The following is a 26,715-nucleotide window of genomic DNA, read 5'->3' as shown; positions in this document are numbered from 1 at the left end:
TGCTGCGGGGCTACGGCCGCGGTGCTTGATCCGGTCACCGCACGTATCCAGCCAAGGAGCCAGACCATGGCGCAGCCTAATTCTGCACAGATGGCCGCTTTCTTGAGCCTTGGGCTGGTCCTGATCGGCGATCCAGCCATCGCCCATGAACCCTGGCTGCTTACGCCTGACGAAGTTCTCTCGCTTTCTCAAGCGACGGTACCGGACCTGTTTCGCAGTCCGATCCTGCTGATCGGCTTTGCGTGTCTTGCCGCAACCGCCATCTTTGCGATGGTCCTTGCCGGGCAAATCCTGCGCCCATGGGAGGACCGCATCTGTAAGCCCCTGCAGAAATGCAGCGCCGATTGGGGGACCTTATGTCTGCGGATCGGACTGGGAACGACGGTCGGTCTGAACGCGCTTGGAGGTTTGCCGCGCCACGGAACCGAGATGTGGAGCACGCCAACGCTCTTCGTGCCAGACATGCAGTTGGCTCTGATCCCAGGTTGGGACTGGCTGGCCCTGCCTGCACTGATTTCATCGGTCTTTCTGGTGCTCGGTCTCGGCACACGGTTCGCCGCCTTCGGCATCTTATGTCTTGTCGCCCTTGGCAGTCTCCTCTTCTCGCTCGATTTCATCGCCTACTACGGCTTCCATTTCGCCGCCCCCGCGCTGTTGCTGCTGCATTTTGGCGGCGGGTCACTTAGCGTCGATTATTACTTGCCGCCAGGTTTCCCTGCACTTCTGCCCAATGCCCCCGGTTTGGTCTGGTGTCTGGTTCAAGTCACCATGGGCGGAACTTTTGCAACCATTGCCATCCTAGTGAAATTCCTTCAACCGACGCTGCTGATCGCCATACTCGAGCACGGCAACATATGGTTCTTTGGACTGCCGCTGCCGTTTGTCGCGCTGATCATGATGGCAATCGAGCTGGTCGCCGGTGTGCTGTTGGCGCTGGGGCAGCTCATCCGGCCAATCGCAGTATTCCTTCTGTTCGCCTTCACCTTCTTTGCCGTCAGCCTGGCAGAATCTCCGCTGCTGCACGGCAATCTTTACGGCGTCTTCCTGTTTTTCCTGCTGCACGGTGGGGCGCCTGTCGACCTATTGAGACGGCCGCATCGCCTTGGTGCACCCCAGACGGTATGAGAATAGATGTTGAAATTCGTCTTCAGCGTCAGCATGCTCGCCTCGGCCCCGCTGATTGCCATTTGCGCCGGTCTGCCTCTTGTGGCGATGATCGACGAGCTGCCGGCAGCACTCTTCGCCACCCTGCCAGACGATCACCCGCTACCCGAGCTTGATGTTACAGCGAGCTACACGCCAGTCGATGGCTGGCATCTGAAAATCGAGGTTGAGAATTTCGTGTTTACCGATCTTTGCATCAGCGAGGCCAAGGCTTTGGCCCGCGGCCATGCCCATGTCCATCTGGGTGCTGAGAAGATCGTAACCGCCTACCAGCCTCATATCGTGATCGGGCATCTGCCAAGCGGGACGCATGAGATCACCGTCTCGCTGCGGGCGCAGGACCATCGCGTTCTGGGGCGACCGGGGGGAGGCATGTTTGTCAAAACGCTGTTGATCAAAGCTCCCTGACAGGCATCAAACGGCGCAGCAGGTGCTGCACCGTATCACCTCAGATTACATGCTGCGGGCTAACCAGCCGAAGGCAAACGGCTTTGCAGAATCTGCACCACCTGCTCCGGATCAGGGAGCGAATGATGCCCATGCTGGATCTTTAGCAAGGGATCGTAGTTCTCGCGCCATACCGGCTCAAAAACCTCATAACCGTCCTCGCGCAATTGCATCACGTTCCGGCGGACTGCGGGTTTTTCCCACATGGGGCCACCCATCACAGGAAAGAGCAGAACCGGGAAAGTCGCCGCAAGGACAACGGTGGTTAGCCGGTTCTGCGAGGACCCGTGCGCAATCGCCGAAAGCGTGTTCGCTGTAGTCGGCAGGATGGCGAGAATGTCATGATCCGCTACAATACGCCCCGGCTTGTCTGTCGGCCAGTCCTTCGGGTTATCGCCGCTGATCACCCGATCAAGGAACAGTGCAACCGCGTCCATGTTTACAAATTTCGTCGCTGTCGGAGTGAACAGCGCGCTCAGTTCACAGTCGATCTCATTTTTGATTGCTCGCAGATAGAGCGGCAGCATTGTGGCATCCAGAGAGCCGGTAACGCCAATCAGAATGCGCGGGCGTGACGGGGTGTCGATCTCGGTGTTCGTCATCGAAAATATCCTATCTCAGTTGAATGTCTGATTATTCAGCGGGCTGTGTGACAGACGCCTCTGGCCTATCCGATGCGACAACAGCCACCGCCGCGGTGCCGGTCCTCTCCTGCGGAACAGGCGGCCAGGTCTTCATCACCAGCGTCAGCAGATCAAAGCGCGCCACGACCGCACCGCAGGCATTCAGCACACAGCAATCCCATCGCACATCGCCAAAAGGCGCAGAGGCACGCGGCGTGATCTCCTTGCAGGTCACGCGAACATGCAGGCAGTCGCCAAAATATACCGGCGCATGAAAGCGCAGATTGTCGGAACCAATATTGGCCAAGACCGGGCCCGGTGCCGGATCGACAAGCAGCCCATTCGCAAAGGAAACGACCAGCTGGCCATGCGCCACACGGTCGTCAAAAAACGGATGCGCACGCGCGGCCTCCCGGTCCATATGAGCGTAGAAGACATCACCGGTAAAATGGGCAAACTGCTCAACATCCTGTTCGGTGATCTTTCTTGTCTCGGTGATTAGCTGGTCGCCGATGCGCAGTGTTTCCAGTGACTTGCGGAACGGGTGACCATTGCGTCTGGTTTCAGCGCCCTCGACCCAACGCCCCGTCAACGCCGTCAGCAACTGCGGCGGTGCGTGAATTTCTGTCCGCATCATATAGGCCGCAACTGCGCGGCGAATATCCTCGGCACCGCAGACCTGACTGTGATGCGTAGCGGAAAAGAGGCGCGGAACGGTTGGATCGGTTGACAGCTCCAATGCCTGACGCGCCATTTCGCTGCCGCAAATTCTGACCTGGCCTTCTGCGGAGGTCAGACAGGCGGCAGCCTCCTGCGCCAGCGGACTGTCATTGGTGAAGACGGTCGAGAACCGCGAACAGGGCGCCAGATTGGCCAGGGCAATCGCATCACATAGGCTATCATAGGCCATCATGGTTGCAACCGGCCCCTGCACAAAGGTCTCGTGGATGACAGAGGACTGGGCAGGCTGGCGACAATGCAGCAGCACTGGTGCGAGAAATGCCCCCCCTCCCGGTGCCGCCGCGAGGATAGGCCTGGATACCACATCGGCGGCGCGGCGCAGCTCGGCAAGCGCGTTCTGAGCCGTCTTCAGATGCGCCCGCGACACCAATGGGCCCATCTGCGTAGCGGGGTCATCCGGCTGTCCAATAGCGATCTCGGATAGGGTTTCGACCAAACGCTCCACCACTTCATCCTCGCGGTAGCGCGGCAGCAGAATGCGACGCACCGCGTGACGCCGTTGACCCGCCCGCAGGATCAATTCGCTGCGGATCTCGCGGAGGAAGAACTCAAATTCCGGGCTCCCGGGTGCGACATCACTGCCTAGAATCGCCGCAGACAGACCTGTCTCACAGGATTGAAAGCGTACCAGACCTGCGGCAATCCCTGGGTGCTGTCGCAACTTCCGGGCGACGTCGCGCCCTCCGGCAAAGCTGACCGCATCACCTGCGGCCAGATACTCCAACACCCCGAGGGGCGGACAATAGAGCAACTGCACTGCGCCAGTTGGCAGCGTTTGGCTCTGATGGATCAGTTTTACCAGACGTTCGCTCACACAGGCGGTGGCGGGATCAGGGCAGATGATGCACGGCACACCGGCGATCAGCGCGGGCGCGATCTGCTCCAGCAGCCCCGATACGGGGCTATCCAACGCGGTGATATGCACGGCAACGCCAGCAAGCGGGGCCAATATCTGTTGTCGACCGGTTGCGCCGGCCGGTCCGATAGCATCTTCAAGATGCAGCACAGGGGCATTGGGCAGGGATTTCAGCGCCTGACCTGCCAGCGCCGCAAGACGCGCAATGCCAGCGTCGACGTCCAGCAGGCAATCGTGCCGCGTCGCGCCGATCGTCAGGCTCTCACGATATAGCCCTGCGCGGCTGTCGTTCAGAACCCGTGCTAGAGACCGCAGCCGTTGCGCGCGATCGTGGAATCCCATGGCGCGCAGCGCCGGCCCGCCAATCGCACGTGCATAGTCGACCGCCTCTCGCCCGTCATCAGCACTGAAGGACAGGATCGCATTCGGTCGATCGGTCGCGGCATTGGCAAGGCTCAGTGTCTCACCCGGGCGATGCTCCCAATTATCCGCAACCAGACTTTGAAGAAAACGGGGTCGTTCTACATGATCTGTCAAGTCAAAGCCCTCTTGCTGCTGCATCGCGGGAGTTTCCGGCTACCTGACAGCAGGACGCCACATGGCTCATCCGATCTGCATCAGGAAAGTCCGGTCATTCCGTCCTAAGGTCTCAGCCAAAGCCGGTGCCACATCCAATCGAAAGTTTGAAAACAGCGCCTCAGGATTTCTGAGGCAGACCTGCGCAGCTGGCTTGATCAACGGGGTTCCAAAACGCGCCGAGGGGAAGCCTCAGGATTTTCGATGTGCAATTTCGACCGCCCGCTGCCAGCCTGCGCAGGCTTAAACAAGCGCCGCCATAATCTACCTATCAATCCGAGGGAACAGGCAATGACCGGAACCGGAGCCTCTCGATACACGCAGGAGAGAACCATCCCCAGCAGGCCGACGGGTCCCCGGCATATCTGTGTCGCAGGCGCCTCCGGTCTTGCAGGCGCGCATATTACCCGCGCAGCCCTTGCACTCGGTTGGCGCGTGACCGGTACACTGCGAGATGCGACGGACAGCTCAAAAACCATTCACCTGATGGCCCTGCCCGGTGCCAAGGAGCGGCTCCGACTAGTCTCAGCAAATTCTGCTGATCCTGAGAGTTTTGCCCCCGCGCTTGATGGTGCCGACGCATTGGTGATCGCGTGCCTGCCCTCCATCCGCAAGGCGCCTGATGGGACTGCTGCGGGTGACCTGGATCGGGAAACGGGCCTGGAGCATTGCGTAATACCCGCACAATCAGCCTGTCACAATCTGATCGAAGCAGCACATCTGAGCGGTATTTCCGATATCGTCCTACTGTCGAGCACGGCATCCGCCGAGCCAGCGAGCGCGCCCCAGATCAAAAATGAACTGCGACACCACTCCGATTTCGAGCTTCAAATCCAGCAGCGGAAATTCATCGCCGCACAGAAAACGGCAATGGAAGTTGCGGCGGCGCGCCTTGCACAGGACCGGGATTTGCGTCTGATCATCTTGCTGTCAGGTATGATCGTCGGACCCGGTGTTCTGCCCTGCCATGATCAAGGGCATATTCTGGGGCGCCTCCGTGAGATGGCGGTCGGGGCGCATCCTTGGCATCATCAGACGCCAAAGGGGTCCATGTCGCTGATCCATCCGTCCGATCTGGCGGCGCTCTGTCTGGCCGCCTTGCAAAAACCGGGGTCCGAGGGACGTTATTTCGCAGTCGCCAGAAGTTGGCAATGGACCGAAATCTACAGCGAAATCGCCAAATTTGTTCCAGTAGGTGCCTTGCCAACCGCTGTCCCCAAGGGGACAGATCCCGTGCCGCCAACGCAGTTTGACTTCACCAGACGCGACAGTCTTGCAGTGCCACGGCACGGGTTGGCAGCTATGATCGCCAGCTTCTTTCACTGGTTGGATCGTCATGACCATCCAGACTTCGGCAAGGTTACCGCCGGCGCGCATCCGACAGGGGCTACCAACCGGTAGCGGCTATCACCGGGCAAGATCAGACCGCATCGCTGAGGTCGGGAAACATGTGGCCCGCCGCCCAGCCGCCTCTTGCCAGCGGCCGATCGAACGACGGGTCTTGAACCCCGCGAGCCCGTCGGCACCGCCGACGTCATGGCCAAGCCGCTCCAGCCCGCGCTGCATCGCCGCGACGTCAGATCGCAACATGTTGTCGACCTGTCGCCATTGACCTTGGAAATCTCCGACACCAAACTGAATGCGGTCACCGACATGCCCCACAAATAGCGCATAGAGGTCGCTCTTGTTGTAGTCTTTCAGCACATAAAAGTTCGGGGTGACCAGAAACGCGGGACCATTCCGCCCAGCGGGCAGCATCAGAAAGGCAACGCCGTCTTGTTCATGCTGCGGAAAGGGCCGTCCAGAACTACGCCGGACACCCAGCGCTTCCCAGTCACGGATGGTTTGCCCCTGATCCGGGCCTTCTAGGGCACATGAAACCGCATCCGGTAGGGAAACCTCAAACCCCCAGTCTCGCGATTTGTCCCAGCCATGGCGCGCCAGATAACCACCGATAGACGCAATTGTATCTGCCTCGGAACGCCAAATATCAGCACGACCATCGCCGTCGCCGTCTTCGGCAAACTTGAGAAAACTGGAAGGCATGAACTGAGGCTGGCCCAATGCGCCAGCCCAGCTGCTCTTCATCACATTGCCCGGCGCATGCCCGGCCTCGGCGATCTGCAGGGCTGCAATCAATTCCTGGCGAAAATAGGGAGCGCGGCGGCTCATGAAGCCCTTGGTGCCCAACACCTCAAACACATTGTGAGGGATCTTCACCTGACCATAGCCGCTCTCGCGCCCCCAGATCGCCAGAATAATCCGCCCCGGTACTCCGGTACGGCGTTCGGTCTGTTGCAGGGCAGCTGCATGTCGCTTCGCCATCCGGCGTCCGACCGACGTCGCACCGTCAACGGAGCCGCGATTGAAGTAGCGCCCCGGCGCGCCAAATTCCGCCTGACGCTGGCGACGGGGAGGGTTGGCCTTAGTGCCCGGGGGGACCAGATCCGGCAGATCCCAGTTCAGTTTCACACCGGAAAACGCAGTATCGAAGGTCGTCCGTCGAACGTCGGCAGCCTGTGCCTCGGGCCATATCTCATGCAGCAGCCAGCGCTGAAACTGGCCCTCAACCTCTGCACGATCCAGAGCCGATGCGGCCCCCAAGGGGAGCACGCAACAAAACAGAAAACACAGTAAACGAGCCACCACGCTCAACCCTCCCGCCAATCGCAAAATGAACGCGCAACAGGCTGCCCTATTGCCGTCGGAACTCGTCAGACGCCCGCAGCCGCCAGTGGTCATTTCATCCGGCGGAGACCGGAACTTCAAGGCTGACTTTCTTGCGCCCCATTACAACCGAGGTCCGGAACCGTCGCACATTTGAGTCTTCGAAAAACAATCGCTTGGTCAGTTCTTCAAAGGCCTCCATATCAGATGCGGTGCAAATCAAACAGAAGTCCGCTTCGCCGGTCAGATAGTAGCACTGCTGGACCATCGGTTCGGATCCGGCCCGGCGGGTGAACGCGTCGATCTGATCGAGGCGCTCACGCTCCAGCTCGACCATCACCACAAATGTCATGGGCATACCAACCTTGGCTGGATCGACAAGCGCGATCTCACCGGTGATCACCCTGCGCTCGCGCAGTGATTTCAGCCGCCGCTGAACCGAGGCCGCAGACAACCCTGCCTGAACCGCAAGTGATTCCAGCCCAAGCCGTGTATTGCGCTGCAGGAGTGTCAGCAGGGTCACATCAGCCTTGTCGAGTCTTTCCCCCATACTTGCCCCTCATGATGCAAGAATTTCTCGTAATGTACCCAAATTTGATCGGAATACAGCAACAACCTTTCCTAGACTGGCCCCATGAACAAGATCAATGTCACGCTCGACCCCGCCCAGCCCCAGCAGATGCTGACCGCCTGCCCGGCCTATCGCCCCTCGCCGCTTCTCCAGCACGAGGTCGACGGTCAGCAGGTGTGGATCAAGGATGAAACCAACAGAATGGGTCTTGGGGCCTTCAAGGCGATGGGCGGTGTCTATGCGGTAGCGCAGCTGCTGATACGCGAAACCGGTCTGACAGCGGCGGATCTGGCCAGTGATCGCGGGCGGGCCGCTGCTTCAGGGGTCACCTTCGTCTGCGCCAGTGCCGGGAACCATGGCATGGCCGTCGCCGCCGGGGCACGTCTTTTTGGCGCTAAATGCCGGATCCACCTGGCCAAGACTGTACCTGAGGATTTCGTGCAGCGGCTCCGAGCAAAAGGGTCTGAGGTGATACGCTCCGGCGCCACCTACGAAGAGAGCATTGCAGCGGCTATCAAGGATGCCGCAGAAAGCGGCGCAGTTCATCTCGCAGATGGTTCCTGGCCCGGCTACACCGAGCCACCCCGACTGGTGATGGAGGGCTATACGGTCATTGCACAGGAAATGCGCGACAGTTTTGCGCGCTCTGCTCAATGGCCGACCCATGTCTATTTGCAGGCCGGCGTCGGCGGTCTGGCCGGTGCTATGGCTTATATGATCCGTGCAAACTGGGAAGTTCAGCCTGAAATCATCGTTGTTGAGCCGGATGCCGCGCCCTGTCTTCAGCATAGCGCGCGGGCGGGCGAGATGGTGACGGTTGAGGGTCCGGTCTCCAATATGGGGCGGCTCGACTGCAAGACACCCTCAATGCTTGCCTATGAGATTCTGTCAAAGACCGCTGATCGCTATTCCACTATTTCCGATAGGGCCGCTCTCAGCGGCGTTGATGCCGCCGCAGACCTCGGAATCCCCAGCACCCCGTCGGGAACCGCCGGCCTAACCGCCCTTTTGCATGACATCAAGGTTGGCACATACCCTGAGATGCGCCCATTGGTGATCCTATCAGAAGGCAGGGTCGAAGATGCCTGATCTGGATCTTGTCGCCTTTCGTCGCGATCTCCATATGCACCCGGAGACCGGGTTTGACCTGAACCGCACCTCCGATGCGATTGCGAAGGTGCTGGAAACGGCAGGATTGCAGGTCACTCGCGGGATAGGCGGGACGGGGGTTGTAGCCACGCTCCGACGCGGCGGGGACACCACGGGGGTTGCACTGCGTGCTGATATGGATTCGCTCCCGATTGAGGAAGCCACGAACCTCTCCTATCGCTCGCGAACGCCCGGGCGATTTCATGGCTGCGGTCATGACGGGCATAGCACGATGCTCCTGGGCGCTGCCCTTCGCCTTGCAGCTGACCCAACATTCGACCGCACCGTCCATTTTCTGTTTCAACCAGATGAGGAGAACGGCACAGGCGCGGCCGCGATGATTGCCGATGGTCTGTTCGACCGCTTTGACATCAGCCGGATCTACGGACTGCACAATATGCCGGGGCTGCCAATCGGCCAGTTCGCAACCCAGGCCGGCCCTTTCTGTGCCTTTGAAGATAACTTTGAAATTAGGATTACTGGGCGCGGCGGCCACGCCTCGATGCCTGAGAAAGCGATTGATCCGATTGTGACCGGGGCCGCAATCGTGACCCAGCTGCAGACCATTACTTCGCGCTCCGTTTCTGCCCGGGATCATTGCGTTGTCTCCGTCACGGATTTTGAAACCGATGGTGCGCGCAATATTCTGGCGAGTAACGTCGTAATATCAGGGGATTGTCGTGGTTTTGAGGCAGATGTCTCTGCCAGGATCGAAGAGAGGATGCGGGCCATTGCCAAAGGGATCTCCATGGCACATGGGGCCATCTGCGAAGCGGACTACTCCACGTCGTTTCAGCCTCTGGTCAATGAGCCGGAGGCCACAGCGCGTGCCGTGGCTGCGGCTGGACGGGTCGGCAGCGTTGACCCCGCTTACGGGCGTGTCGGGTTTTCGGAGGATTTCGCCGCGTTCCTGCAACATCGGCCCGGGGCATTTGTCCTGATGGGCAATGGCACGGAGGGCCCTCACGCCATGCCGTTGCACAATCCCGGGTATGATTTCAACGATGATGCCATCGACGGGGGCGTCTCCTATTGGTGCGACTTGGCCTGCTCAGGATAATCCGCTGCTATTGCTCGGCTCAAACGGCAAGGTAAACACAACCCGCATGCCATTGGAGCCATCCACCTCCGTCGTGCCCGCATATTTCCCAACCATGCTGCGGATCATCCGCCAACCGAGCGACCCGGACCGCTCGGGCCTGGCATCACCCTCAGCCAAACCATGCCCATCATCAGCAATCACCAGCTGCAATGCCTCGTCCTGCTCTGTCAGTTCGATCAGGATTTCCCCATGATCCCGCCCGACAAAAGCGTGCTTGTAGGCATTTGTCAGCAACTCGCCCGCCAGAAGGCCCAGGTCAATCGCCATCGAGCTCGGGATTTCGATGTCATCGCCGCGAACTGCGACCGCCACCTTCAGGGCCTCTGAGTTGAACGCCCCTTCGGCATTGGCCGCAACCTCCCGCAGGAAAGGCAATGCCTGCAAGTGATCGACCCGCGCGGAGCGCTGCAACTGCTCATGCACCCGGATGACGGATTGAACACGTGCCTCCAGATCGGACAGCACAGAAATCGTCTCCTCAGACTCGGCCCCACGTCGACTCATTCGGATAAGGGCACCGATCAAGGCCAGATTGTTGCCGGTGCGGTGATGCACTTCCTTCATCAGGAGATCACGCTCCGTCAGTGCCTCAAGCAACATACGGTTCTGCTCCGCCAATTCTGCGGTCGGATCTGCGCCGCGTATCTTGCTGATGGCCTCTGTCGCGGCCTGCGTCGCCTCGCTCATCTCATTGCTTCTCAACGGGCTGAGAAACAGCAGCTCTATCTCCGTACCCTCCGGGTTGCTGCGCACCGAATGATGATCCGCGAGGCGTGACAGACCGCGCAACCCCAGCCCCAGACCCGCCCGGGCTGACGCTGCTGCGGCGCGCCGTCCGCGCATGATATCATCAAGTCCCTCTATGCCCGGCCCCTGATCCGTGATGGTGGCCCGTAGCGCCACCTTGTTGCTTTCGTCCCTCAGGCCGAGCCGAACCCGCCCGCCGCTGGCATGCTGCTGTGCGTTGCGCGCAGCCTCAAGCAGGGCCGTTACCGCCCGCGTTTGGGCAAACGTGCCGAAATGCAGCGCTTTGGTAATCGCCATCGCAATAAATCGCAGCCTCAGAACATCCTGTTCCGTGTCGATTTTCACCGTTATCAATGCTGTAGACACGAGGTTAGCTCTCTTTCGCGATTTTGATGACCGCCAGACCCGCGTCGTCGCGTCCACGGAAGTTCTCAGCCATAAGTTTCCCCGCAATCAGCAAGGCTGAACGCATCAGCAAAGCGGGTTTTTCGTGCAGGTCTCGTAAAGTCAGAAGACCGTCACTGTGCAAGATAACCGTATCACCGGGCAACAGGTCGATCTCGTCCGAAAACGGCGCAACCGGACCGGCAGCAAGACGACCGTCACGGGTCGCAAATCGCTTGGTTTCGCCCAGTCGGGCGCGGATTGTCGCGATATTTCCAACGGCGGCGTAGGACATGCGCCGACCGTCCGCAGCCACGGCGACACAGGCCGCAACCGCCCCGCGTGTGGCGGCGATTTCATCTGAAATATCTGTCAGCGTTGTCGCAGGGGTCCGGCCTCGCCTCTGGGCAAACCCATGCACTACGGCATCGGCGGCGTCAGCAGCGCGATGTCCATGGCCTAGACCATCACAGAGGATCAGATCCAGCCGCCCGTCCGACCGCGCATTGTGACGTACACAGGCCAGATCCCAGCCGTCCCCGCAGCGCGTTTCCGCCGGATGTGTCACCAAAAGCCCCGCAACCTCCATCGCGGCAGGTCGATAGGGTGTCTGCCGGAACTCACAGGCGACCACCGTGCCTTCGTCGCGGGTCGAATAGATATCGAAATGGTCCGACAGGCGCTGCATGGCGCCAAGACCAAGCCCCGCCGAATCCTCGCTGCTGATACCGTCCCGCATCATCTTTTCCAGACTATCGATCCCCGGCCCCTGATCGACAACGATCAGCGCCAGACGCGGGCCCTCGACCCCCGGCATGACCTGCATCAGGCAGCGACCGCGCTTGGCATAGCGCAAAACATTGGTCGCCGCCTCGCTGGCAACAATTGCGATTTCCTCAATCCGGGCGCGTGGAAACCCGGCCGTCTGCGCCAGCTGACGTGCCGTGCGACGACAGACCGAAACATCGCTCGGATCGGCAAGGGGCAGCCAGTGGGTCATATGCGAGCCATCATTGTCACGCGTGTTCCTCTACCATATTCGGTCACGACGTCGAACACATCAGTCAAACGCTGCGCACCGCCAAGACCGCGTCCCATACTGCCTGCGGTGCTGAACCCGTCCCTGAGCGCCGCGTCCAGATCAGCGATACCAGGTCCATTGTCGATGCACACCACGCTGATTGCGGTGGGGTCACTGTGCATATAGATACGCGCTTCGCCGCCGCCACCGTGCATGATAACATTTCTTGCAATCTCGCTGACCGCTGTGACAAATCGGGTTTTCTGACCCGCGCGTGCACCGCGTCGTTCCATCTCTCGGCCAGCCATTCGACGCACATGAATAACGTCACGGTCCCTAATCAGCGCACATACGCCAACCAGAACACCATCCGTGGGCATCATCCCCGGCTCTGCGCCCGCAGATCACGCAGGGCATGTGTGAGGCTCAGCGCGGTCTTGCTTTCAGAAAGATCCATACCCAGCTCAACCAGCGTCATCGCGACCGCCGGGCGCATACCCACGACATAAGTCTGCGCATCCAGCAGCTTGGAGACACCGGCCAGCTGCGCCAGAATACGGCCAACAAATGTATCGACAATCTCCAATGCGCTGATGTCCATCACAACAGCCCGAGCCGCATCAGCCACCACACGTTCGGAGAGCGCTTCCTGCAGATCCAGAATATCGGTATCCGAAATATCTTCCTGGATTGCCACCAGCAGCACACCTTCGACAAAGTAGATGGCCGATGCCGCAGACATGTCAGTGGTCCTTCTTTTTGACGATCGCGTAGCCGACCCGATCCAACGCATCTGCCAACCCGTTGCGAATGGTCGAGCGGGTGGTCACTTCACCGACATCAACGCCCAGCTGCACCATCGTCTGGGCAATGGTCGGGCTGATGCCGCTGATAATACATTGCGCGCCCATCAGCCGCACAGCCGCTGCCATACGCAGCATATGCTGAGCCACCTGGGTATCGACGGTCTGCACGCCGGTCAGATCAACGATCACCACTTCCGCCTCACGACGTAAAATGGTTTCCAGCAGGTTCTCCATCACCTCCTGCGCGCGCGCTGAATCCATCGTCCCGATCAGAGGCAGCGTCAGCACCTTGTCCCATAGTTCGACCACAGGCGTGGACAGCTCCTGCATCTGGTCGCGCTGCTGTTCGATGATACGATCCCGCTCGGCGATAAACACTTCGGCGCAATAGACCGCAAAGGCATCAATCACCCGGCTGATGAACCAGATTTCTTCGACAAGCTGGCTGGGAAAATCGGCGAGTTTATCTTTCAACCGGTAAAAAATCGGCGCTTTGAGCGCCAGCACAAAGGAGGCCATATCACTGGGCGTCACACCCCGTGAACTGCGCTCCTGGGTGACTTCGACCAGCACGCTGCGCAGCTCTGCCCAGGCGTCGCTGGAGAGATCAAATCGATCACCGGTCGCACCGTTTTCGATCCCCGAGATCAACGCGCGCATCAGGCCACTGGTCTGCTCGCGCCCCTCTTTATGGCTGAATAGATCGGTCCGCTGCACACCTTCATCGCTCTGGGTCGTGATCCAGGCGCTGACAATCTCTTCAAAATCATGCTGCAAGATTGTGAGTACAGTTTCAGTAGCGGTTTCGGTCATCTCTACCTCGTTTGGGCTGGGGACCCGGTATCTGACGACCCGGAAGCTCCGCTGAATTGGTCGATTGATAGCGCTCCCTTCCCCGGTCTGTAAACATAGATATTTTGCAATAACTGAGACGGCAGTGGAAATTTTCCTTTTTTTCTGTGAGGATAGAAGACTATGATCATATCCCGACACACCCCATGATCTGTCGCTCCACAAAAAAGGCAAAACATGTCCGCGCCGCAAACAGCCGCTATGATCGCCTTCGACAGCTTTCTTCTGCGCTGTTGTCTTGCCGTCGCTCTGGGGCTGCTGATCGGACTGGACCGCGAGATAAAGCACAAACCTCTGGGCGCGCGAGCCTATATGCTGATCTGCCTGGGCTGCTGTGCATTGACCATACTGACGCTTAACCTCGCCGCAGCCGCTGAAGAGGGGACCGCAGCCATTGATCCGTCACGAACCATTCAGGGTATCGTCGGCGGCATCGGGTTTCTTGGTGCTGGTGCCGTTATGTCTACGACAGAAGCGGGCAGACTTCGCGGTGTAGGGAGCGGTGCCGCAATATGGGTTGTCGGCGTCGTGGGGATTGCGGTTGGTTTTGGCTTCCTTGCCGAAGCCACAGCGGTTGCGGTGCTGTCGTTTCTCATCCTGACGATCGTGGATTGGGCGCAACAGCACCGGCCAGATCTCGACAATGCCAAGGATGACTCGCAGGACGACAACTGACCACCGCCGACTGGGCTGGCGCAAATACTGCACCAAATCACCGATCTGACGCGAGCAGCAATTGCATCTTCTCCCCTGCACCATATCTTGAAGCAAGCAAAAGGGAGCACTGCGAATGACCACTCGGCACCCCGGTCAGCCCTCGGACCGCACAAGCGGCCATACCTCCGGGCTGAGCCGCAGCGAGGCACGCGCCGCGCAAAATGCTCGCGATCTCGAAAATCACCTCAGCTGGCTCGACAGCATCACCGGCACCGCTCTTGGCGTGCTGGCTGTCGCCTCGGGGATCTACACCTATCTTGGGGTTTCTTCGTTGCTGGATGATACCGGCGCGTTCTCGGTGATTGCGGCGCTCGCCTATTCGGTTGCGGTCTCGGTCGGGATTTTCGTGTTCTGGTCCTATATGATGCGGCTAGTTCCAACCGTACGCACGGCGGCCGCCCGCATTGGCCTTGTGCTGTCAATGGCGCTCGGTTCGCTCGCGATAATCGCCATGTCGTCCTGGCTCAACGCCGCAGCGCTCGCCGGTGCAGCCGCAGTTGAACAGCATCTGGCAGTAACTGTTCAGGACTACCAGACAGCCCTGGAACGTGCGGATGAAATCACCCAGAGCGGCCAGAGCCTTGCCCGTGACGTCGCGCGGGTGCGCCAGACCTTCGTCGACCTGTCCGAGCAGGAAGCAACCGGTCAATTGTCCGGTTTTGCCGGTCAGGGCGCGGTCTTCCGGTTGCTCCGTCAGAAATCAGATGAGCTTGCAGCGCTAGAAACCCAGATCACCAGCCAGCAACCGCTGGTCGAATCCGCCTTTGATGAAGGCAACGCAATCCTGTCGCGTATGCGTGCCCTGACGGTGGAACAGGGGCCGGTCGCGCAACGGTCGGTGCAGTTTTCCGAGGAAGCGGTTCGTCTGGCAAATGTGATCACCCAGTTGCGACAGCTATCGGTTGCCCCTCTGGTGCAGCGCGCGGCGCGGGATCTCTCCGATAGCGTCGTCACCCCCGAGCTGGACGGATCGGATGCCGCCACGCGGCAGGGCCAGCAAGCCACCATCGACAGCGTCCGACGTGTGCTGGCGCAGCGCGCCGACGGGCTGGGCGCTGCTGCTGCCGCCGTATTGGGCATGACGCCCCCGCGCGATACCACATATACTCCGGTCTCCGCAGCTGATGCGGTTATCCTATATGCGGGGAACTTTGTGCCTTCCTGGGCCGGCGCTATCGCGATTGATCTGCTTCCGGCCGTCCTGGTTCTGATTATCGCCATCACACAAGCTGCTATCCGCGCCGGACGCGAAGGCGCAGCAACCGAAGACACCATGACGCTGGCCGAGTTGCGGGCCGCCGTTGCAGCCATCCGCGATATCGACACCTCTCTCGACCGGGCTGCATCAATCACCCCTGCCCACCCCACTCCGGCCCCAGATGTGACCTCTGGCAGCTCAGCATCGGATATAGCCAATCTGGACGATAAACGCCGTGCCGACTGACCGGGCAGACCATCAGCAGGACCTGGCAGCGACAAGGCGCAGACGGTTGCCGGAAACCTGGCGTGTGCTGCGCTGGGTGCTGGCGGCGCAATTTGGGTTCGCTGCCGTATTGCTGGGCACAGATCTCGCAAAGATCGTCCCGCAGCTGGCGTGGCCATCATCGGCACCCGCCCTGACAGCACCGATTGGTCCGGGCGACCAAACCCGGCGGTATACGCCCGATCAACTGCCGGATCGCGCCCCAGCGCCTGGCAGCAGACCGCTACCCGACACCCGGGACATGCCGGACCGATTGGACATCGCAACCCCAGAATGGGAGGGTGAGCCGGTATTGACACTTACAGGGCGGATCGCCGAAGGCGACGCCGCACGGGTCGTTGCCTATCTCGACGCTCTGGAACGCCTCCCGACAGAGACGTACCTCAACAGCCCCGGCGGGTCAGTTTACGACGCGCTTGAAATCGGTCGCGCATTGCGTGCGCGCGAGATCGCCACCGTGATGACCGCCAGCGACATATGCCTCTCGGCCTGCCCCTATATTCTGGCCGCAGGTGTCACGCGACATGCTGATCCGGATGCGATGATCGGTGTACATCAGCATTATTTTGGGCAGAACACGGTGCTCCCGGCGTTTGTCGCGGTGGAGCAGATCCAGCGCGGCCAAGGTGAGGTCATGGAGTACCTTCAGGACATGGGGGTGGATCCATTGATCATGCGCCATGCCCTGGTGACGCCATGGGATGAAATCTATCTGCTGACCCCCGCCGAGCGCGCGACCTACCGGCTCGCGAGCGAGCCTGAAAGCCAAGGGTAGGCATGCCTTTTTCCAGCGGATGGGCTGGCAAATTATCGCCGTCGAAACCTTGCAGGGCGTCGATGATCCGCTAGTGTTGTCCCAAATGAATAACCAGCAGGCAGGCAGATGAGCATTTCACGACGCGGTTTCGGAATTGGACTGATGGCGCTTGGCCTCGGGGCTTGCAGCGGTGGCACGACCAGTAGCGTGACGTCAGGCAGGGCCAGCGGTCTGCCTGACGATCTTCGCCCGGTACCAAACGCAGCCTACGACGCCTGGGTCGCAGAGTTCCGCCAACGCGCTGCGGCTTCAGGGATCAGCAACAGCACGCTCAGCACCGCCTTTCGCAGCGCAGGCTATCTGCCAGGTGTCATCAAACGCGACCGCAACCAGACCGAGTTCAAGCGCAGCCTCGAAGACTATCTCTCGATTGCCGCCTCGGACGAACGGGTAAACAAAGGACGCGCGGCCTATGCACGCCACCGCAATACGCTCAACGCGCTGGAGCAGACCTATGGCGTCGATGCCGAAATCATTGCCGCAATCTGGGGTCTGGAGAGCTTCTTCGGAGAGCGCCGGGGCGACGTGCCGGTCATCTCAGCAACATCAACCCTGGCATTCGACGGTCGGCGCGGAGCGTTTTTTGAGAAACAGCTGATCGCTGCCCTGAGAATCTTGCAGAATGGTGACATCTCGGCAGCCCGCATGACCGGCAGCTGGGCTGGTGCCATGGGGCATACACAGTTCATTCCCACATCCTATCAGGCCTTTGCCGTCGATTTCACCGGCGACGGCCGCCGCGACATCTGGTCGGATGACCCCAGCGATGCTCTGGCCTCAACAGCGGCCTATCTGGCCCGCAACGGCTGGACACGGGGTCAGCGTTGGGGCCGGGAGGTGGTCGGTTCTGCGCCAACCATTGGCACCGTCATCCAGCCGCAGGCAGGCGGTCCAAGATTTGCCGTCACCAGCAACTTCCGCGCGATCAAGCGTTATAACAACTCTGACGCCTACGCGATTGGCGTCGGCCACCTCGCTGATCGTATCGGCGGTGCGGGGCCGTTGCGCAGCAGCTTTCCGCCCGATGCCAATGGTCTGACCAAGGATGATCGCATCCAGCTGCAGAAGCGCCTCACGGCAAAGGGCTTTGACACAGGCGGTGCAGATGGTGTCATCGGACCGAACAGCGAAGAAGCCATTCGTGCCTACCAACGCAGCCGCGGCCTGCCAGCGGACGGCACCCCATCCCAGGCACTGCTGCGCGATTTGGGTTAGGATATCGCCAGCTCGCAGGCATGTGCACAGCCAGTCGGGATGTGCTTCGGCGGCAGAACGTAGATGCACCGCCGAAGCCGCATATTGTCAGAATATAAAATCACCGGCACCGAGGTCGCCGATATCGACCCCGAGAAGGGTGATCGTGTTCCCAAGACCATCCGCAATCACGGCGTTATTGCCGTCCTGCGTCAGATGGTTGTCACGAAGATCCGAGAGATCCGAAATTTCGGCGACAGCTCGCAGATCAATTTTTTCTGCATCACTTCCCGCAGCAAAATCACGGACCGTATCATCGCCAAAATTACCACGGAAAATGAAGTAATCCGCTTGCGCGCCACCGATCAAAAGATCGTTTCCATTGCCGCCGAACAACCGATCGATACCTGCTCCACCCAATATGGTATCATGGCCAGAACCGCCTACCAGCCGATCGTTACCCGATCCACCATCCAGCCTGTCGGCACCGCCTTCACCGTATATCGTATCATGGCCTTGCGCACCGTTCAGAACATCCGCCTGACGTCCGCCCTTAAGCAGGTCCGACCCCCAACCACCGCGCAGCAGATCTGCTCCGCTACCACCGAATAGAACATCCTGGCCGGACCCTCCGTTGATCGTATCATCGCCAGACCCGCCACGGATAGTGTCGTCACCGACATCTCCCTGCCCCGCGATGAAGACATCATCGCCAGCCGACAGAGCGACCTCATCGCTGCCGATAGTACCGGTGAGGATATCATCGGCTTCAGTTCCAACGGGCGTTTCACCGCCCGCGATATTCATAGCATCTACAACAAGAGTCCCGCTATTGATGCCTGCAAACTCGGCGCGCAACAGGTCAAACCCCTCGGTAATATCCGAGGGTTCAATCATCGCCACAGCGTCAAGAATGGCCTGTTTTTCTGCGGCCGTAAGCTGGTCAGAGATAAATGGCGTGTTTAGCAGCTCCGCGATCTGATTGATCAGATCCTGCCAGTTGATCGACAAAATCGCCTGCTCGGCCGCGTCGATGATAATCAGAAATTCTCCAACAGTCAGCTGCGTCACATTGCTCGCGTTGAATGCTGCAAGCAAATCGGCATTACCACTATAGGCGAGCGTACCACCAACGTACTCGAGCCACTCTTCCAGTTCCAGAATATCATTCAATACTGCGTTCGGCATCTTTACTCATCACTCCAGTATCGCAAAAAAACGCGACCCCAACCGGTCAATATATCGCAAACTCAGCATAAGTTCGCGATGGTTCACATGATAAGATGCCTCGAAAATTCTAGTCAAGGATCGATATACGCGCGTTTCACTCGTATCGCGCTCATCGTATCCTTTCGGGCATCGCATCTATCCGGCCTACCGCCTGTGGTGACCGATCCCGGGCGAAGCAATTCTGATACCTCATCTGAGCTAATCAGTGAAGAATTGCCTGCCGGGGTTGAAAGCGTGGCTCGCACGGCCCAGTTAGTGAACGTACGTTCATTCAATTACGGTCTTGGAATGCAACCTTCATCCACCGCCCGTCTGCAAGGCCTAGATCTTGCGCGCTATTTTGCCTTTGTCGGAATGGTCATCGTGAATTTCAAGATTGCCATGGGGGCTGAGGGGGGCAGCGGCCTCGTTGCGCTGCTCAGTACGGCGCTTGAAGGGCGCGCGGCGGCCTGCTTTGTCGTTCTTGCCGGTGTCGGGCTTGGTCTGGCGGCAAGGAGAGCAACCGCCAGCATCACTGTGACGACGTTAAGGCGTGCTGCATTTCTGCTTAGCTTGGGGATGGTGAACATGCTGATCTTTGAGGCAGATATCCTGCACTATTATGCTGTATATTTCTTTTTCGGAGCGGTCTTACTCGGTGCGTCCACAGTGCGCCTCGCCTGGCTCATCGTGATGCTGATCCTGATGTTTCCGGCAATGATCCTCGTCCTGGACTACGACACCGGCTGGGACTGGCAGCTCTACTCCTATGCCGATCTCTGGACGATCCGTGGTTTCCTGCGCCATTTGTTTTTCAACGGCTGGCACCCCGTCGTACCGTGGCTGGCGTTTCTCCTGGCTGGCGTTCTTCTGTCCAGAATGCCGCTGCAAAACCGGCGGTTCCAGATCTATCTGGTCTTCTTCGGAGCCATCACCTATGCCGCAGTTGAAAAAACGAGCGCCATCGCCGTCCAAAGCCTGCGCCAAGTCGACCCTGACCTGGCCGATTTGGCGACGACACTGCCAATTCCTCCTATGCCGCTCTATATGGTTGCTGGTCTTTCCACCGCATGTGTGGTGATCGGTGGCTGTCTCCTGCTTGCACCAATTCTAACCCGCATTGGCGTGATGCAGGCACTTGCGCCCGCTGGGCGCCAGACACTGACGCTCTATCTGGCTCATATTCTGATCGGTATGGGCATCCTGGAAGAGATGGGGCTATTGGGCGGCCAATCCCCCGAAACGGCCGTGTCAGCAGCCCTTGTTTTTTGCGCTGCCGCGACGGTTTACGCATATCTCTGGTCACGCTACGCCAAACATGGCCCGGTCGAGATGGCTATGCGCAGATTGGCCGGGTAGCCGATGATACCAACAACGCCTGCCAGAAGCAGCGCCTACGATTTGGCAAGCGCATCGACCAGATCGGCTTTGGACATGTCGGAGCGCCCCGAGATCCCCTGATCCTGCGCCCGTTCATAAAGCTCCGCCTTCGTATGGGCGTTCAAGGCAGCCTTGCTGCCCTTGGCGCGCCCGTTCTCATCCGTTGCCTTGCGGATCGCCATCATCAAGGCATCCTTGTCCATATCCGAGCGACCTGCGATATCAAGATCCTGTGCCCGCTCATAGAGCATGTCATAGGTTGGGCCACTTTCCTTGATACGCGCTACCTTCTCCTGCACATCCTCTGGTTGGTCGGAGAATTGTTCCTGGCCATCGCGGGTATCGCTCTGCTTCTTTCGGGTCGAGCGCCGGTATTCTTTTTCGGTCAGGATCATCCTCACCTCTTTTGGCAGATACCGCTCTCCGGTCTCGCTGCTATCGGCCCCGGATTTGGTCCCCCAGTCCTCCTCGCTCCATTGATTGAGGTCAGTATCTTCCTGATCGGGACCATCTTCGGCATAGGTACCACCACGGCGCTTGTATTCCTGGACGGCCAGCTGTGCCTTGCGGGCCGACCATTCCCCCGGTTCGCCGCCCTTGCCGCTTTTGGTGAGGTCTTCTTTCACTTCTTCCCAGAGTTCAGGGTCGTTTTTCTTCGCTGTGGTCATTGGCCTCTCCTATGTCAGGAACACCCATCGGATTTCAACGGATCATGCCCCCAGTTCATCAGCGAGTATCGCCACCGGCTGTTTTCAATGTCGTCCTCGGGTCCGCCCTGGGCGCAATGTCGCCTAACATAGCCAACAACCTTAGCCATGTGTTCATAGTCTTCCTGACTCAGGTCATCCTTGTTCGTGCGTTTGATCTTGACGATCCGACGTCCAGACGCATGTCCCGTCGACTCGCCGTTGTCACTGTCGCCAACCGATTTGCTCTCTTCCGTCTCCAGCCAGCTCTCCAATTCAGCAGGCGCCATATTGACGGCTGTTTTCCACTGGTCCCAGATTTCGGCTTTGCTTTTGGATGACATGACCCATTCTCCCAGATCCGCTCGATGAGAAACGCGCAAGAGCCGGTTTCGTTCCGATGGCCGATACAGCCCGCCTCAGGTGGAGATAAACCTGACTGTGCCGAGATCGATTTCAGCAGCTGTCAGCCGCCCGGTTGCGAAGGCACCAGTATCCAAGGCGATCCGACCGTCGGCAACAGTAGGCTCAGTGACGATCCAATGGCCATGAACAACCCAAATATCATCCTTGCGGCGTCCCTTGCGGGCATCTGGGCAACCCCATAGCAGCTGTTGCCGGAATTGTTCTGACACCGGAGCGCCCGGATCCGCACCGGCATGGGCCATGAATATATTACCGGATTGGCAACAGGTGGGCAGACCCTCTACCCAAGCGATCATCTCTGGACCCATCGCTGCGCGCAGCGCAGCCGCTCCCTGCTCCAAACTGGCGGCCGATGAATGCTCCGATATGCCGGTGACACCAAAACTCGCAAGCGTTTGCAGCCCGCCATTGCGTAGCCAGATTGCGGCATGTGCAACCGGGTCGATCAGAAAATCCAGCAGCATGGCTTCATGGTTTCCCATCAGGGCAGTTGTATCCGGCCGGTTCATGAGACGGCGCAGAACTGCGGCGCTCTGTTCGCCGCGGTCGATGTAATCGCCCAGGCAGACCAGAGGCAGCGCCGGATCAAGCCGCTCCAGAAGGCGGGCCAGCAGATCGTCGCATCCGTGAACATCGCCGATAACATAAAAACGCAATTCTGGATTGAGAGCTGCAAAATCTTGTGGTTTTCGCCGAATTCCGGTAATTAACCTTTTGAACATAATCGCTGCTCCCTGGGGGCCTGATGCTGTCATAACCGGCAAATCTGCTGGTCTAGTGTTAGGCGGGGTTGGGAGCAGTGTGAAGAAGCACCGCCGAAAAAGGTGGGCACGACGAGGCTGGGTGGGAATGCGGGGACACGCAATTCTTATGATTGGCTGCCTGGGTACGCTCAGCGGCCCGCTGGGTGCCATTCAGGCTCCGGCCCAGACACTATCGACATATGGAACGCCCGGATTGGTCGATATGCCGACCGCAGAGGTTTTGCCCGACGGAACCATCGCGCTGACCACCTCAAACTTCGATAACACCAGCCGCAACACCCTGACGTTTCAGATGTTGCCGAATATCTACGGCAGTTTTCGCTATAGCTTTCTGCGCGGTTTCGACGCCGGCGTCGACCTTAGCCGGTATGACCGCAGCTTTGATATCCATTTTCAACTGCGCGATGAAACAGCGGCGGGACCGGCTATCGCCCTTGGCCTGCGGGATTTCGGTGGGACCGGCGTCTACGCCAGCGAATACCTCGTGGCGACAAAACATGTCACTCCCGATCTGACCGTCACCGGCGGGATTGGCTGGGGTCGGCTTGCCGGGCGCGGCGGGCAGCGCAATCCACTGACGGCACTCGATGGGCGGTTTGATACACGACAAGATTCAAACGCCGGCGGCATATCCACAACCGGACAACTGGACTTTGGCAATTGGTTCCGCGGCGACGCCGCATTGTTTGGCGGTCTGCGCTGGGATGTAACTCCGCATTGGTCGCTGACCGCCGAATATTCCTCCGACACCTATTCAGCCGAAGCTCAGCGTGGGCTGAATGACATCCGTTCACCTGTCAACATCGGCGCATCCTACCGCTTCGACAACGGAGTCACTTTGGGCGGCTCTTATCTCAACGGATCGGCCCTCGCCGTTCAGCTGAGCTATGCGTTTGATCCGCGCCGCGCCGCTGCTCCCGGCGGTCAGGGAGCCGCCGCGCCTGCGCTGAAACCGGAAGAACAGGTCGCCCTGGCCAGCTGGAACCTCGCCCAGGGCGAAACCGGATCCGCCGAGCCTGCCCGGCTCTACGGCGTGCTGCAATCCCAGCTTGAGTCCGAGGGCATCCGGCTGCTCGGCTTCGAACGCGTGGGCAGCCAAGCGCGGATCACGGTGGAGAACATGCGCTACGGCGCCTCCGCGCAGGCTGTCGGTCGGACCAATCGCGTTATGGCAAATACCCTGCCTCCGCATCTGCAACAGTTTGAGGTCACGCTCGCCGAGAACGGCCTGCCCACGACCCGCGTCACCACGCAGCGGAACGACCTCTACGAGCTGGAAGGCGATCTGGATGGCGCCTGGCGCAGCCTTGCCCGCGCCGATATCGAAGACGCCCCAGAGCCGATCCCCAACAGCGCTGGCATCGACGCCTTCCCTCGGTTCACCTATCGCTTCGGGCCTTACACGCAGCTGTCTTTCTTTGATCCAGATGAGCCGCTGCGCTACGAAGTCGGGGCGGAACTGCGAGCCGCCTATCAACCTGCGCCCGGCCTGACCTTTGCCGGACAGCTGCGCCAACCGGTGATCGGCAATCTCGACGCCTCCGCCCGCCCGTCAAATTCGGTCTTGCCGCGGGTCCGCTCGGACTGGGCCCGCTATGCGTCGGAATCCGATCTGCGCCTCAGCCATCTGACAGCCGATTACGTCTGGCGCCCGCACCAGGATCTGTTTGCGCGCGTCACTGCAGGCTATCTCGAGCAGATGTTTGGCGGCATATCGGCAGAGGTGTTGTGGTTCCCCGTTGGCAGCAGCCTGGCGTTAGGAGCCGAGCTTAATTATGTCCGGCAACGCGATTTCGACGTCCAGTTCGGATTTCAGGACTACGACGTCGTGACCGGTCATGCCTCGGTCTATTACAAAACGCGCGGCGACTATCATGTTCAGGTCGATATGGGCCGGTATCTGGCTGGTGACTGGGGCACCACCGTCACCATCGACCGTGAGTTCAACAACGGTTTCAAGGTTGGGGCCTTTGCAACGCTGACCGATACATCCTCCGAGGATTTCGGCGAAGGCTCCTTTGACAAGGGCATCCGTGTTGAGGTGCCCGTTGCCTGGCTCACCGGCAAACCGTCGCGGCAGAGTATCACGCAGGTTATCCGCCCCGTGCTGCGCGATGGCGGCGCGCGGCTCAACCTGCAGACACGTCTCTATGAAAAAGTGCGCGACAGCCGTGGGCGCGCGCTTGCCGCACAATGGGGGCGTTACTCCAGATGACGATCACCCGACAGCTCCACCACCTGGTCATCAGCAGCGCTGCTATTGGCTGCCTGATCCTCGCAGCCTGCACAAATGACGAGCGTGAGATCCTGACCCTTCAGCAGCTGCGGCAGGGCGGTCTCTCCTCTGCCATACCTCACGTCGCGGAGCTGGCCGAGGCTGGCGCAGAACAGATGCAGGTTGGATTTCTCCAGACAGGAAGAAGCGGCGTGATGCTTCGGGAGACGGAGCGGGCGGGTCTGGTGACCTGGCTGTCCTCGGACGGTGCCAGCCTGCAAACCGACCGGGGTCTGCTGCACGCAACCCGTGGCTTCGGTATCGGTCTTATGGCCGTTGAACAGGATCAATCCCGTGGACGGATTTTTGCACATGCAGAAGGTCCGGCGCTGCGCTTTCACAGCTATCTGACCGGAAACGACCGGATTGAGACCAGGACATATCACTGCGAAATCAAGGATCGCGGCCCCCGCACCCTGACCATTGGCGACCAGCAGATCGCAAGCCGTCTGATGGTCGAAAACTGCCAAAACCCTGAGCAGCGGTTCCTGAACCTCTATTGGCTGCGGTCATCAGACAACAGGTTGATCCAAAGCCGCCAGTGGACCGGGCCGTTTATCGGCAATATGACAACGCGACTGCGAGTGACACCATGATCCGCACACCCCTATCGCATCTGACCAACACTACCCCACCCCGACCGGAGGAAAGACCTTGCGCCTGATTTCTATGATCTGCTGCGCCACGATTGCGCTGGCAGGATGCTCGACCATCTACCGCAGCTCTGACGTCATCCCCGGCGCCGGGGATGGCACGCAGGTGCGTGTGGTTCCGCTGAATGGCGAAACCGTGATCCAGGCCAACCGCGCGCCTTATGCGCCGCAATCCCTTCCGGATGCCTATGCACGATCAGCGGGAACCGGCGCGGGCCTGGTTGGCCGCGGGGCGGGCCGCCTGCCTGAGGCACCCTCAACTCAGGAAGGTGCGCGTAATCAACGCCTCGCCCTGAAGCCCCCCCCTTCCGTACCGCAGATGCCCTATCAGATCGGGGTTGGTGATGTCGTGATGCTGGCGACACCGTCCACGCGCAACACGCTTGAGCAGCTCACCGGCCTGCTTGCCGCGCAAAACAGCCGCAACGGTTATACCGTGCAGGATGATGGCTCTGTCAACATACCCGACGTCGGCCGCATCCGCATCGGCGGGCTGACCATCGAAGATGCCGAAGAGCTGCTGTTTCAGAAACTGGTCGAAGCGCAATTCGATCCGACATTCAGCCTTGAGATCGCCGAGTTCAATTCACGCCGCGTTTCGGTTGGCGGTGCCGTCGGCAAACCTGGCGTGTTGCCGATCACATTGACGCCGCTCTACCTCAGCGAAGCCCTTGCCGCCGCAGGCAGCGTGTCCGTCCCAGATATTGATGTCAGCTCGGTGAGGATTTACCGCGACGGCGACCTCTACCAGATCCCGCTGACGGATTTCTATGCCAGCCCCGACCTGCAGAACACGCGTCTTGTCTCCGGCGATGCGGTATTTGTCGACACGGACTTCAACCTAAACCGGGCCGAACGCTTCTTTGAACAGCAAATTCGCCTGAAGCAGACAACTCTGGCTGCCCGCGCGCAGGAGCTGAGCGAGCTGAACACCGCGATCACCCTCCGCCGCAATGATAATGCTGAGCAACGCAGCACCTTCGAAGCCCGCGAGGCTCTGGGTGCCAATGGTCGCGATTACGTCTATCTGGCCGGGGAGGTCGACAATCAGACACGATACCCCCTGCCGTATGAGCGTCAGGCCACACTGGCCGATGCACTCTATGATGCGGGCGGTGGAATAGCCCGCGAAACCGGTGACGTCTCGCAGGTCTATGTGCTGCGCGCCTCCAGCGATCCGCGCGAGTTCGGCGCGGTTACCGCCTGGCATCTGAATGCCAGCAGCGCCGCCAATCTGACACTCGCGACGAAATTTCAGCTGCGCCCCGATGACGTGATCTTTGTGGCCGAAAACCCGGTCACAAAATGGGGTCGCACCCTGCGCCAGATCACCCCGTCGCTGATCACCACACCTGTTGCGGCAGCAGTCAATTGACCGGCCTGACATCGACAGGACCGGTCACCC

At 59.7% G+C, this 26,715-nt stretch carries 26 protein-coding genes; 13 read left to right on the top strand and 13 right to left on the bottom strand.

Features of this window, described 5'->3' with window-relative positions:
* Window positions 1-66 precede the first annotated feature (66 nt).
* Entirely contained in the window at window positions 67-1,125 is a 1,059-nt protein-coding gene (locus tag VWY34_RS00205) for a hypothetical protein (RefSeq protein ID WP_416539562.1), read from the top strand.
* 6 nt (window positions 1,126-1,131) lie between these two features.
* Window positions 1,132-1,572: a hypothetical protein gene (locus VWY34_RS00200; protein WP_416539561.1), complete on the top strand. Its 441-nt coding sequence runs from the start codon at window positions 1,132-1,134 to the stop codon at window positions 1,570-1,572.
* A gap of 59 nt (window positions 1,573-1,631) precedes the next feature.
* On the opposite strand, the gene VWY34_RS00195 is transcribed toward VWY34_RS00200, so the two are convergent.
* Both VWY34_RS00195 and paaZ read right to left on the bottom strand, forming a co-directional pair.
* Window positions 1,632-2,213, bottom strand: a complete 582-nt coding sequence (locus tag VWY34_RS00195; protein WP_416544958.1) for a flavoprotein — start codon at window positions 2,211-2,213, stop codon at window positions 1,632-1,634.
* 31 nt (window positions 2,214-2,244) lie between these two features.
* Entirely contained in the window at window positions 2,245-4,368 is a 2,124-nt protein-coding gene (paaZ, locus tag VWY34_RS00190) for a phenylacetic acid degradation bifunctional protein PaaZ (protein WP_416544956.1), read from the bottom strand.
* 330 nt (window positions 4,369-4,698) lie between these two features.
* Between paaZ and VWY34_RS00185 the strand changes: the two genes are divergently transcribed.
* Window positions 4,699-5,808, top strand: a complete 1,110-nt coding sequence (locus VWY34_RS00185) for an NAD-dependent epimerase/dehydratase family protein (RefSeq protein WP_416544954.1) — start codon at window positions 4,699-4,701, stop codon at window positions 5,806-5,808.
* Between the two features lie 6 nt (window positions 5,809-5,814).
* Here VWY34_RS00185 and VWY34_RS00180 read toward each other — a convergent pair whose 3' ends face one another.
* Together VWY34_RS00180 and VWY34_RS00175 are read right to left on the bottom strand one after the other, a co-directional pair.
* Window positions 5,815-7,056: a lytic murein transglycosylase gene (locus VWY34_RS00180; RefSeq protein WP_416544952.1), complete on the bottom strand. Its 1,242-nt coding sequence runs from the start codon at window positions 7,054-7,056 to the stop codon at window positions 5,815-5,817.
* Window positions 7,057-7,150: 94 nt separating this feature from the next.
* A complete protein-coding gene (locus VWY34_RS00175) occupies window positions 7,151-7,624 on the bottom strand; it encodes an Lrp/AsnC family transcriptional regulator (protein ID WP_340547613.1) in 474 nt (157 codons plus the stop codon).
* 84 nt (window positions 7,625-7,708) lie between these two features.
* On the opposite strand from VWY34_RS00175, the gene VWY34_RS00170 reads away from it, so the two are divergent.
* Together VWY34_RS00170 and VWY34_RS00165 are read left to right on the top strand one after the other, a co-directional pair.
* Window positions 7,709-8,734, top strand: a complete 1,026-nt coding sequence (locus VWY34_RS00170) for a pyridoxal-phosphate dependent enzyme (protein WP_416544950.1) — start codon at window positions 7,709-7,711, stop codon at window positions 8,732-8,734.
* Window positions 8,727-9,854 carry an amidohydrolase gene (locus VWY34_RS00165; RefSeq protein ID WP_416544948.1) on the top strand — a complete coding sequence of 376 codons (1,128 nt, stop codon included), beginning with the start codon at window positions 8,727-8,729 and terminating at the stop codon, window positions 9,852-9,854. Before VWY34_RS00170 ends, VWY34_RS00165 begins: the two co-directional genes overlap by 8 nt.
* Here the strand turns inward: VWY34_RS00165 and VWY34_RS00160 are convergent.
* Genes VWY34_RS00160 through VWY34_RS00140 form a run of 5 tightly spaced genes read right to left on the bottom strand, consistent with a single transcriptional unit; the run spans window position 9,846 to window position 13,667 of the window.
* Window positions 9,846-11,009, bottom strand: a complete 1,164-nt coding sequence (locus tag VWY34_RS00160) for a sensor histidine kinase (RefSeq protein WP_416544946.1) — start codon at window positions 11,007-11,009, stop codon at window positions 9,846-9,848. The two genes, VWY34_RS00165 and VWY34_RS00160, sit on opposite strands and share 9 nt — an antisense overlap.
* 4 nt (window positions 11,010-11,013) lie before the next feature.
* Window positions 11,014-12,027, bottom strand: coding sequence for an ATP-binding protein (locus VWY34_RS00155; protein ID WP_416548975.1), 1,014 nt, complete (start codon window positions 12,025-12,027; stop codon window positions 11,014-11,016).
* Complete coding sequence (locus VWY34_RS00150; RefSeq protein ID WP_416535421.1) at window positions 12,024-12,431, bottom strand: ATP-binding protein; 408 nt, start codon at window positions 12,429-12,431, stop codon at window positions 12,024-12,026. Before VWY34_RS00150 ends, VWY34_RS00155 begins: the two co-directional genes overlap by 4 nt.
* Complete coding sequence (locus tag VWY34_RS00145) at window positions 12,428-12,790, bottom strand: STAS domain-containing protein (protein ID WP_416535420.1); 363 nt, start codon at window positions 12,788-12,790, stop codon at window positions 12,428-12,430. Before VWY34_RS00145 ends, VWY34_RS00150 begins: the two co-directional genes overlap by 4 nt.
* A gap of 1 nt (window position 12,791) precedes the next feature.
* A complete protein-coding gene (locus VWY34_RS00140; RefSeq protein WP_340547606.1) occupies window positions 12,792-13,667 on the bottom strand; it encodes an STAS domain-containing protein in 876 nt (291 codons plus the stop codon).
* A gap of 216 nt (window positions 13,668-13,883) precedes the next feature.
* Between VWY34_RS00140 and VWY34_RS00135 the strand changes: the two genes are divergently transcribed.
* From VWY34_RS00135 to VWY34_RS00120, 4 genes are all read left to right on the top strand, one after another.
* A complete protein-coding gene (locus tag VWY34_RS00135; RefSeq protein WP_340547605.1) occupies window positions 13,884-14,381 on the top strand; it encodes an MgtC/SapB family protein in 498 nt (165 codons plus the stop codon).
* A 115-nt stretch (window positions 14,382-14,496) separates the two neighbouring features.
* Window positions 14,497-15,867 carry a hypothetical protein gene (locus VWY34_RS00130; RefSeq protein WP_416539552.1) on the top strand — a complete coding sequence of 457 codons (1,371 nt, stop codon included), beginning with the start codon at window positions 14,497-14,499 and terminating at the stop codon, window positions 15,865-15,867.
* Window positions 15,868-15,913: 46 nt separating this feature from the next.
* Window positions 15,914-16,681, top strand: coding sequence for an ATP-dependent Clp protease proteolytic subunit (locus tag VWY34_RS00125; protein ID WP_416539551.1), 768 nt, complete (start codon window positions 15,914-15,916; stop codon window positions 16,679-16,681).
* 108 nt (window positions 16,682-16,789) lie between these two features.
* Window positions 16,790-17,938 (top strand): lytic murein transglycosylase, encoded by a 1,149-nt coding sequence (locus VWY34_RS00120; RefSeq protein WP_416544942.1) that lies wholly within the window; start codon window positions 16,790-16,792, stop codon window positions 17,936-17,938.
* Between the two features lie 87 nt (window positions 17,939-18,025).
* Here VWY34_RS00120 and VWY34_RS00115 read toward each other — a convergent pair whose 3' ends face one another.
* Window positions 18,026-19,105, bottom strand: coding sequence for a calcium-binding protein (locus VWY34_RS00115; RefSeq protein ID WP_416544940.1), 1,080 nt, complete (start codon window positions 19,103-19,105; stop codon window positions 18,026-18,028).
* 198 nt (window positions 19,106-19,303) lie between these two features.
* Here VWY34_RS00115 and VWY34_RS00110 point away from each other — a divergent pair, with 198 nt between their 5' ends.
* On the top strand, window positions 19,304-20,485 hold the full coding sequence (locus VWY34_RS00110) for a DUF418 domain-containing protein (protein ID WP_416544938.1): 1,182 nt from the start codon (window positions 19,304-19,306) through the stop codon (window positions 20,483-20,485).
* A 35-nt stretch (window positions 20,486-20,520) separates the two neighbouring features.
* Here the strand turns inward: VWY34_RS00110 and VWY34_RS00105 are convergent, their stop codons facing one another.
* From VWY34_RS00105 to VWY34_RS00095, 3 genes are all read right to left on the bottom strand, one after another.
* A complete protein-coding gene (locus VWY34_RS00105) occupies window positions 20,521-21,174 on the bottom strand; it encodes an aspartate-semialdehyde dehydrogenase (RefSeq protein ID WP_340547599.1) in 654 nt (217 codons plus the stop codon).
* Window positions 21,175-21,188: 14 nt separating this feature from the next.
* Window positions 21,189-21,536, bottom strand: coding sequence for a DUF3140 domain-containing protein (locus VWY34_RS00100; protein ID WP_416544936.1), 348 nt, complete (start codon window positions 21,534-21,536; stop codon window positions 21,189-21,191).
* Between the two features lie 75 nt (window positions 21,537-21,611).
* Window positions 21,612-22,340 carry a metallophosphoesterase gene (locus VWY34_RS00095; RefSeq protein WP_416545078.1) on the bottom strand — a complete coding sequence of 243 codons (729 nt, stop codon included), beginning with the start codon at window positions 22,338-22,340 and terminating at the stop codon, window positions 21,612-21,614.
* 127 nt (window positions 22,341-22,467) lie between these two features.
* Between VWY34_RS00095 and VWY34_RS00090 the strand changes: the two genes are divergently transcribed.
* Genes VWY34_RS00090 through VWY34_RS00080 form a run of 3 tightly spaced genes read left to right on the top strand, consistent with a single transcriptional unit; the run spans window position 22,468 to window position 26,685 of the window.
* The gene (locus VWY34_RS00090) at window positions 22,468-24,597 is read left to right on the top strand and encodes a YjbH domain-containing protein (RefSeq protein ID WP_416544934.1); all 2,130 of its coding nucleotides are present in this window, start codon (window positions 22,468-22,470) and stop codon (window positions 24,595-24,597) included.
* Window positions 24,594-25,253 carry a YjbF family lipoprotein gene (locus VWY34_RS00085; RefSeq protein WP_416544932.1) on the top strand — a complete coding sequence of 220 codons (660 nt, stop codon included), beginning with the start codon at window positions 24,594-24,596 and terminating at the stop codon, window positions 25,251-25,253. The genes VWY34_RS00090 and VWY34_RS00085 overlap by 4 nt, the downstream gene beginning before the upstream one ends.
* A 58-nt stretch (window positions 25,254-25,311) precedes the next feature.
* Window positions 25,312-26,685 (top strand): polysaccharide biosynthesis/export family protein, encoded by a 1,374-nt coding sequence (locus tag VWY34_RS00080; RefSeq protein WP_416537948.1) that lies wholly within the window; start codon window positions 25,312-25,314, stop codon window positions 26,683-26,685.
* Window positions 26,686-26,715: the final 30 nt, after the last annotated feature.

Origin of the sequence: Phaeobacter sp. JH20_02, assembly GCF_048056915.1 — a bacterium.
Classification (GTDB): domain Bacteria; phylum Pseudomonadota; class Alphaproteobacteria; order Rhodobacterales; family Rhodobacteraceae; genus Phaeobacter; species Phaeobacter bryozoorum.
This window is presented reverse-complemented; position numbering and strand designations above follow the sequence as displayed.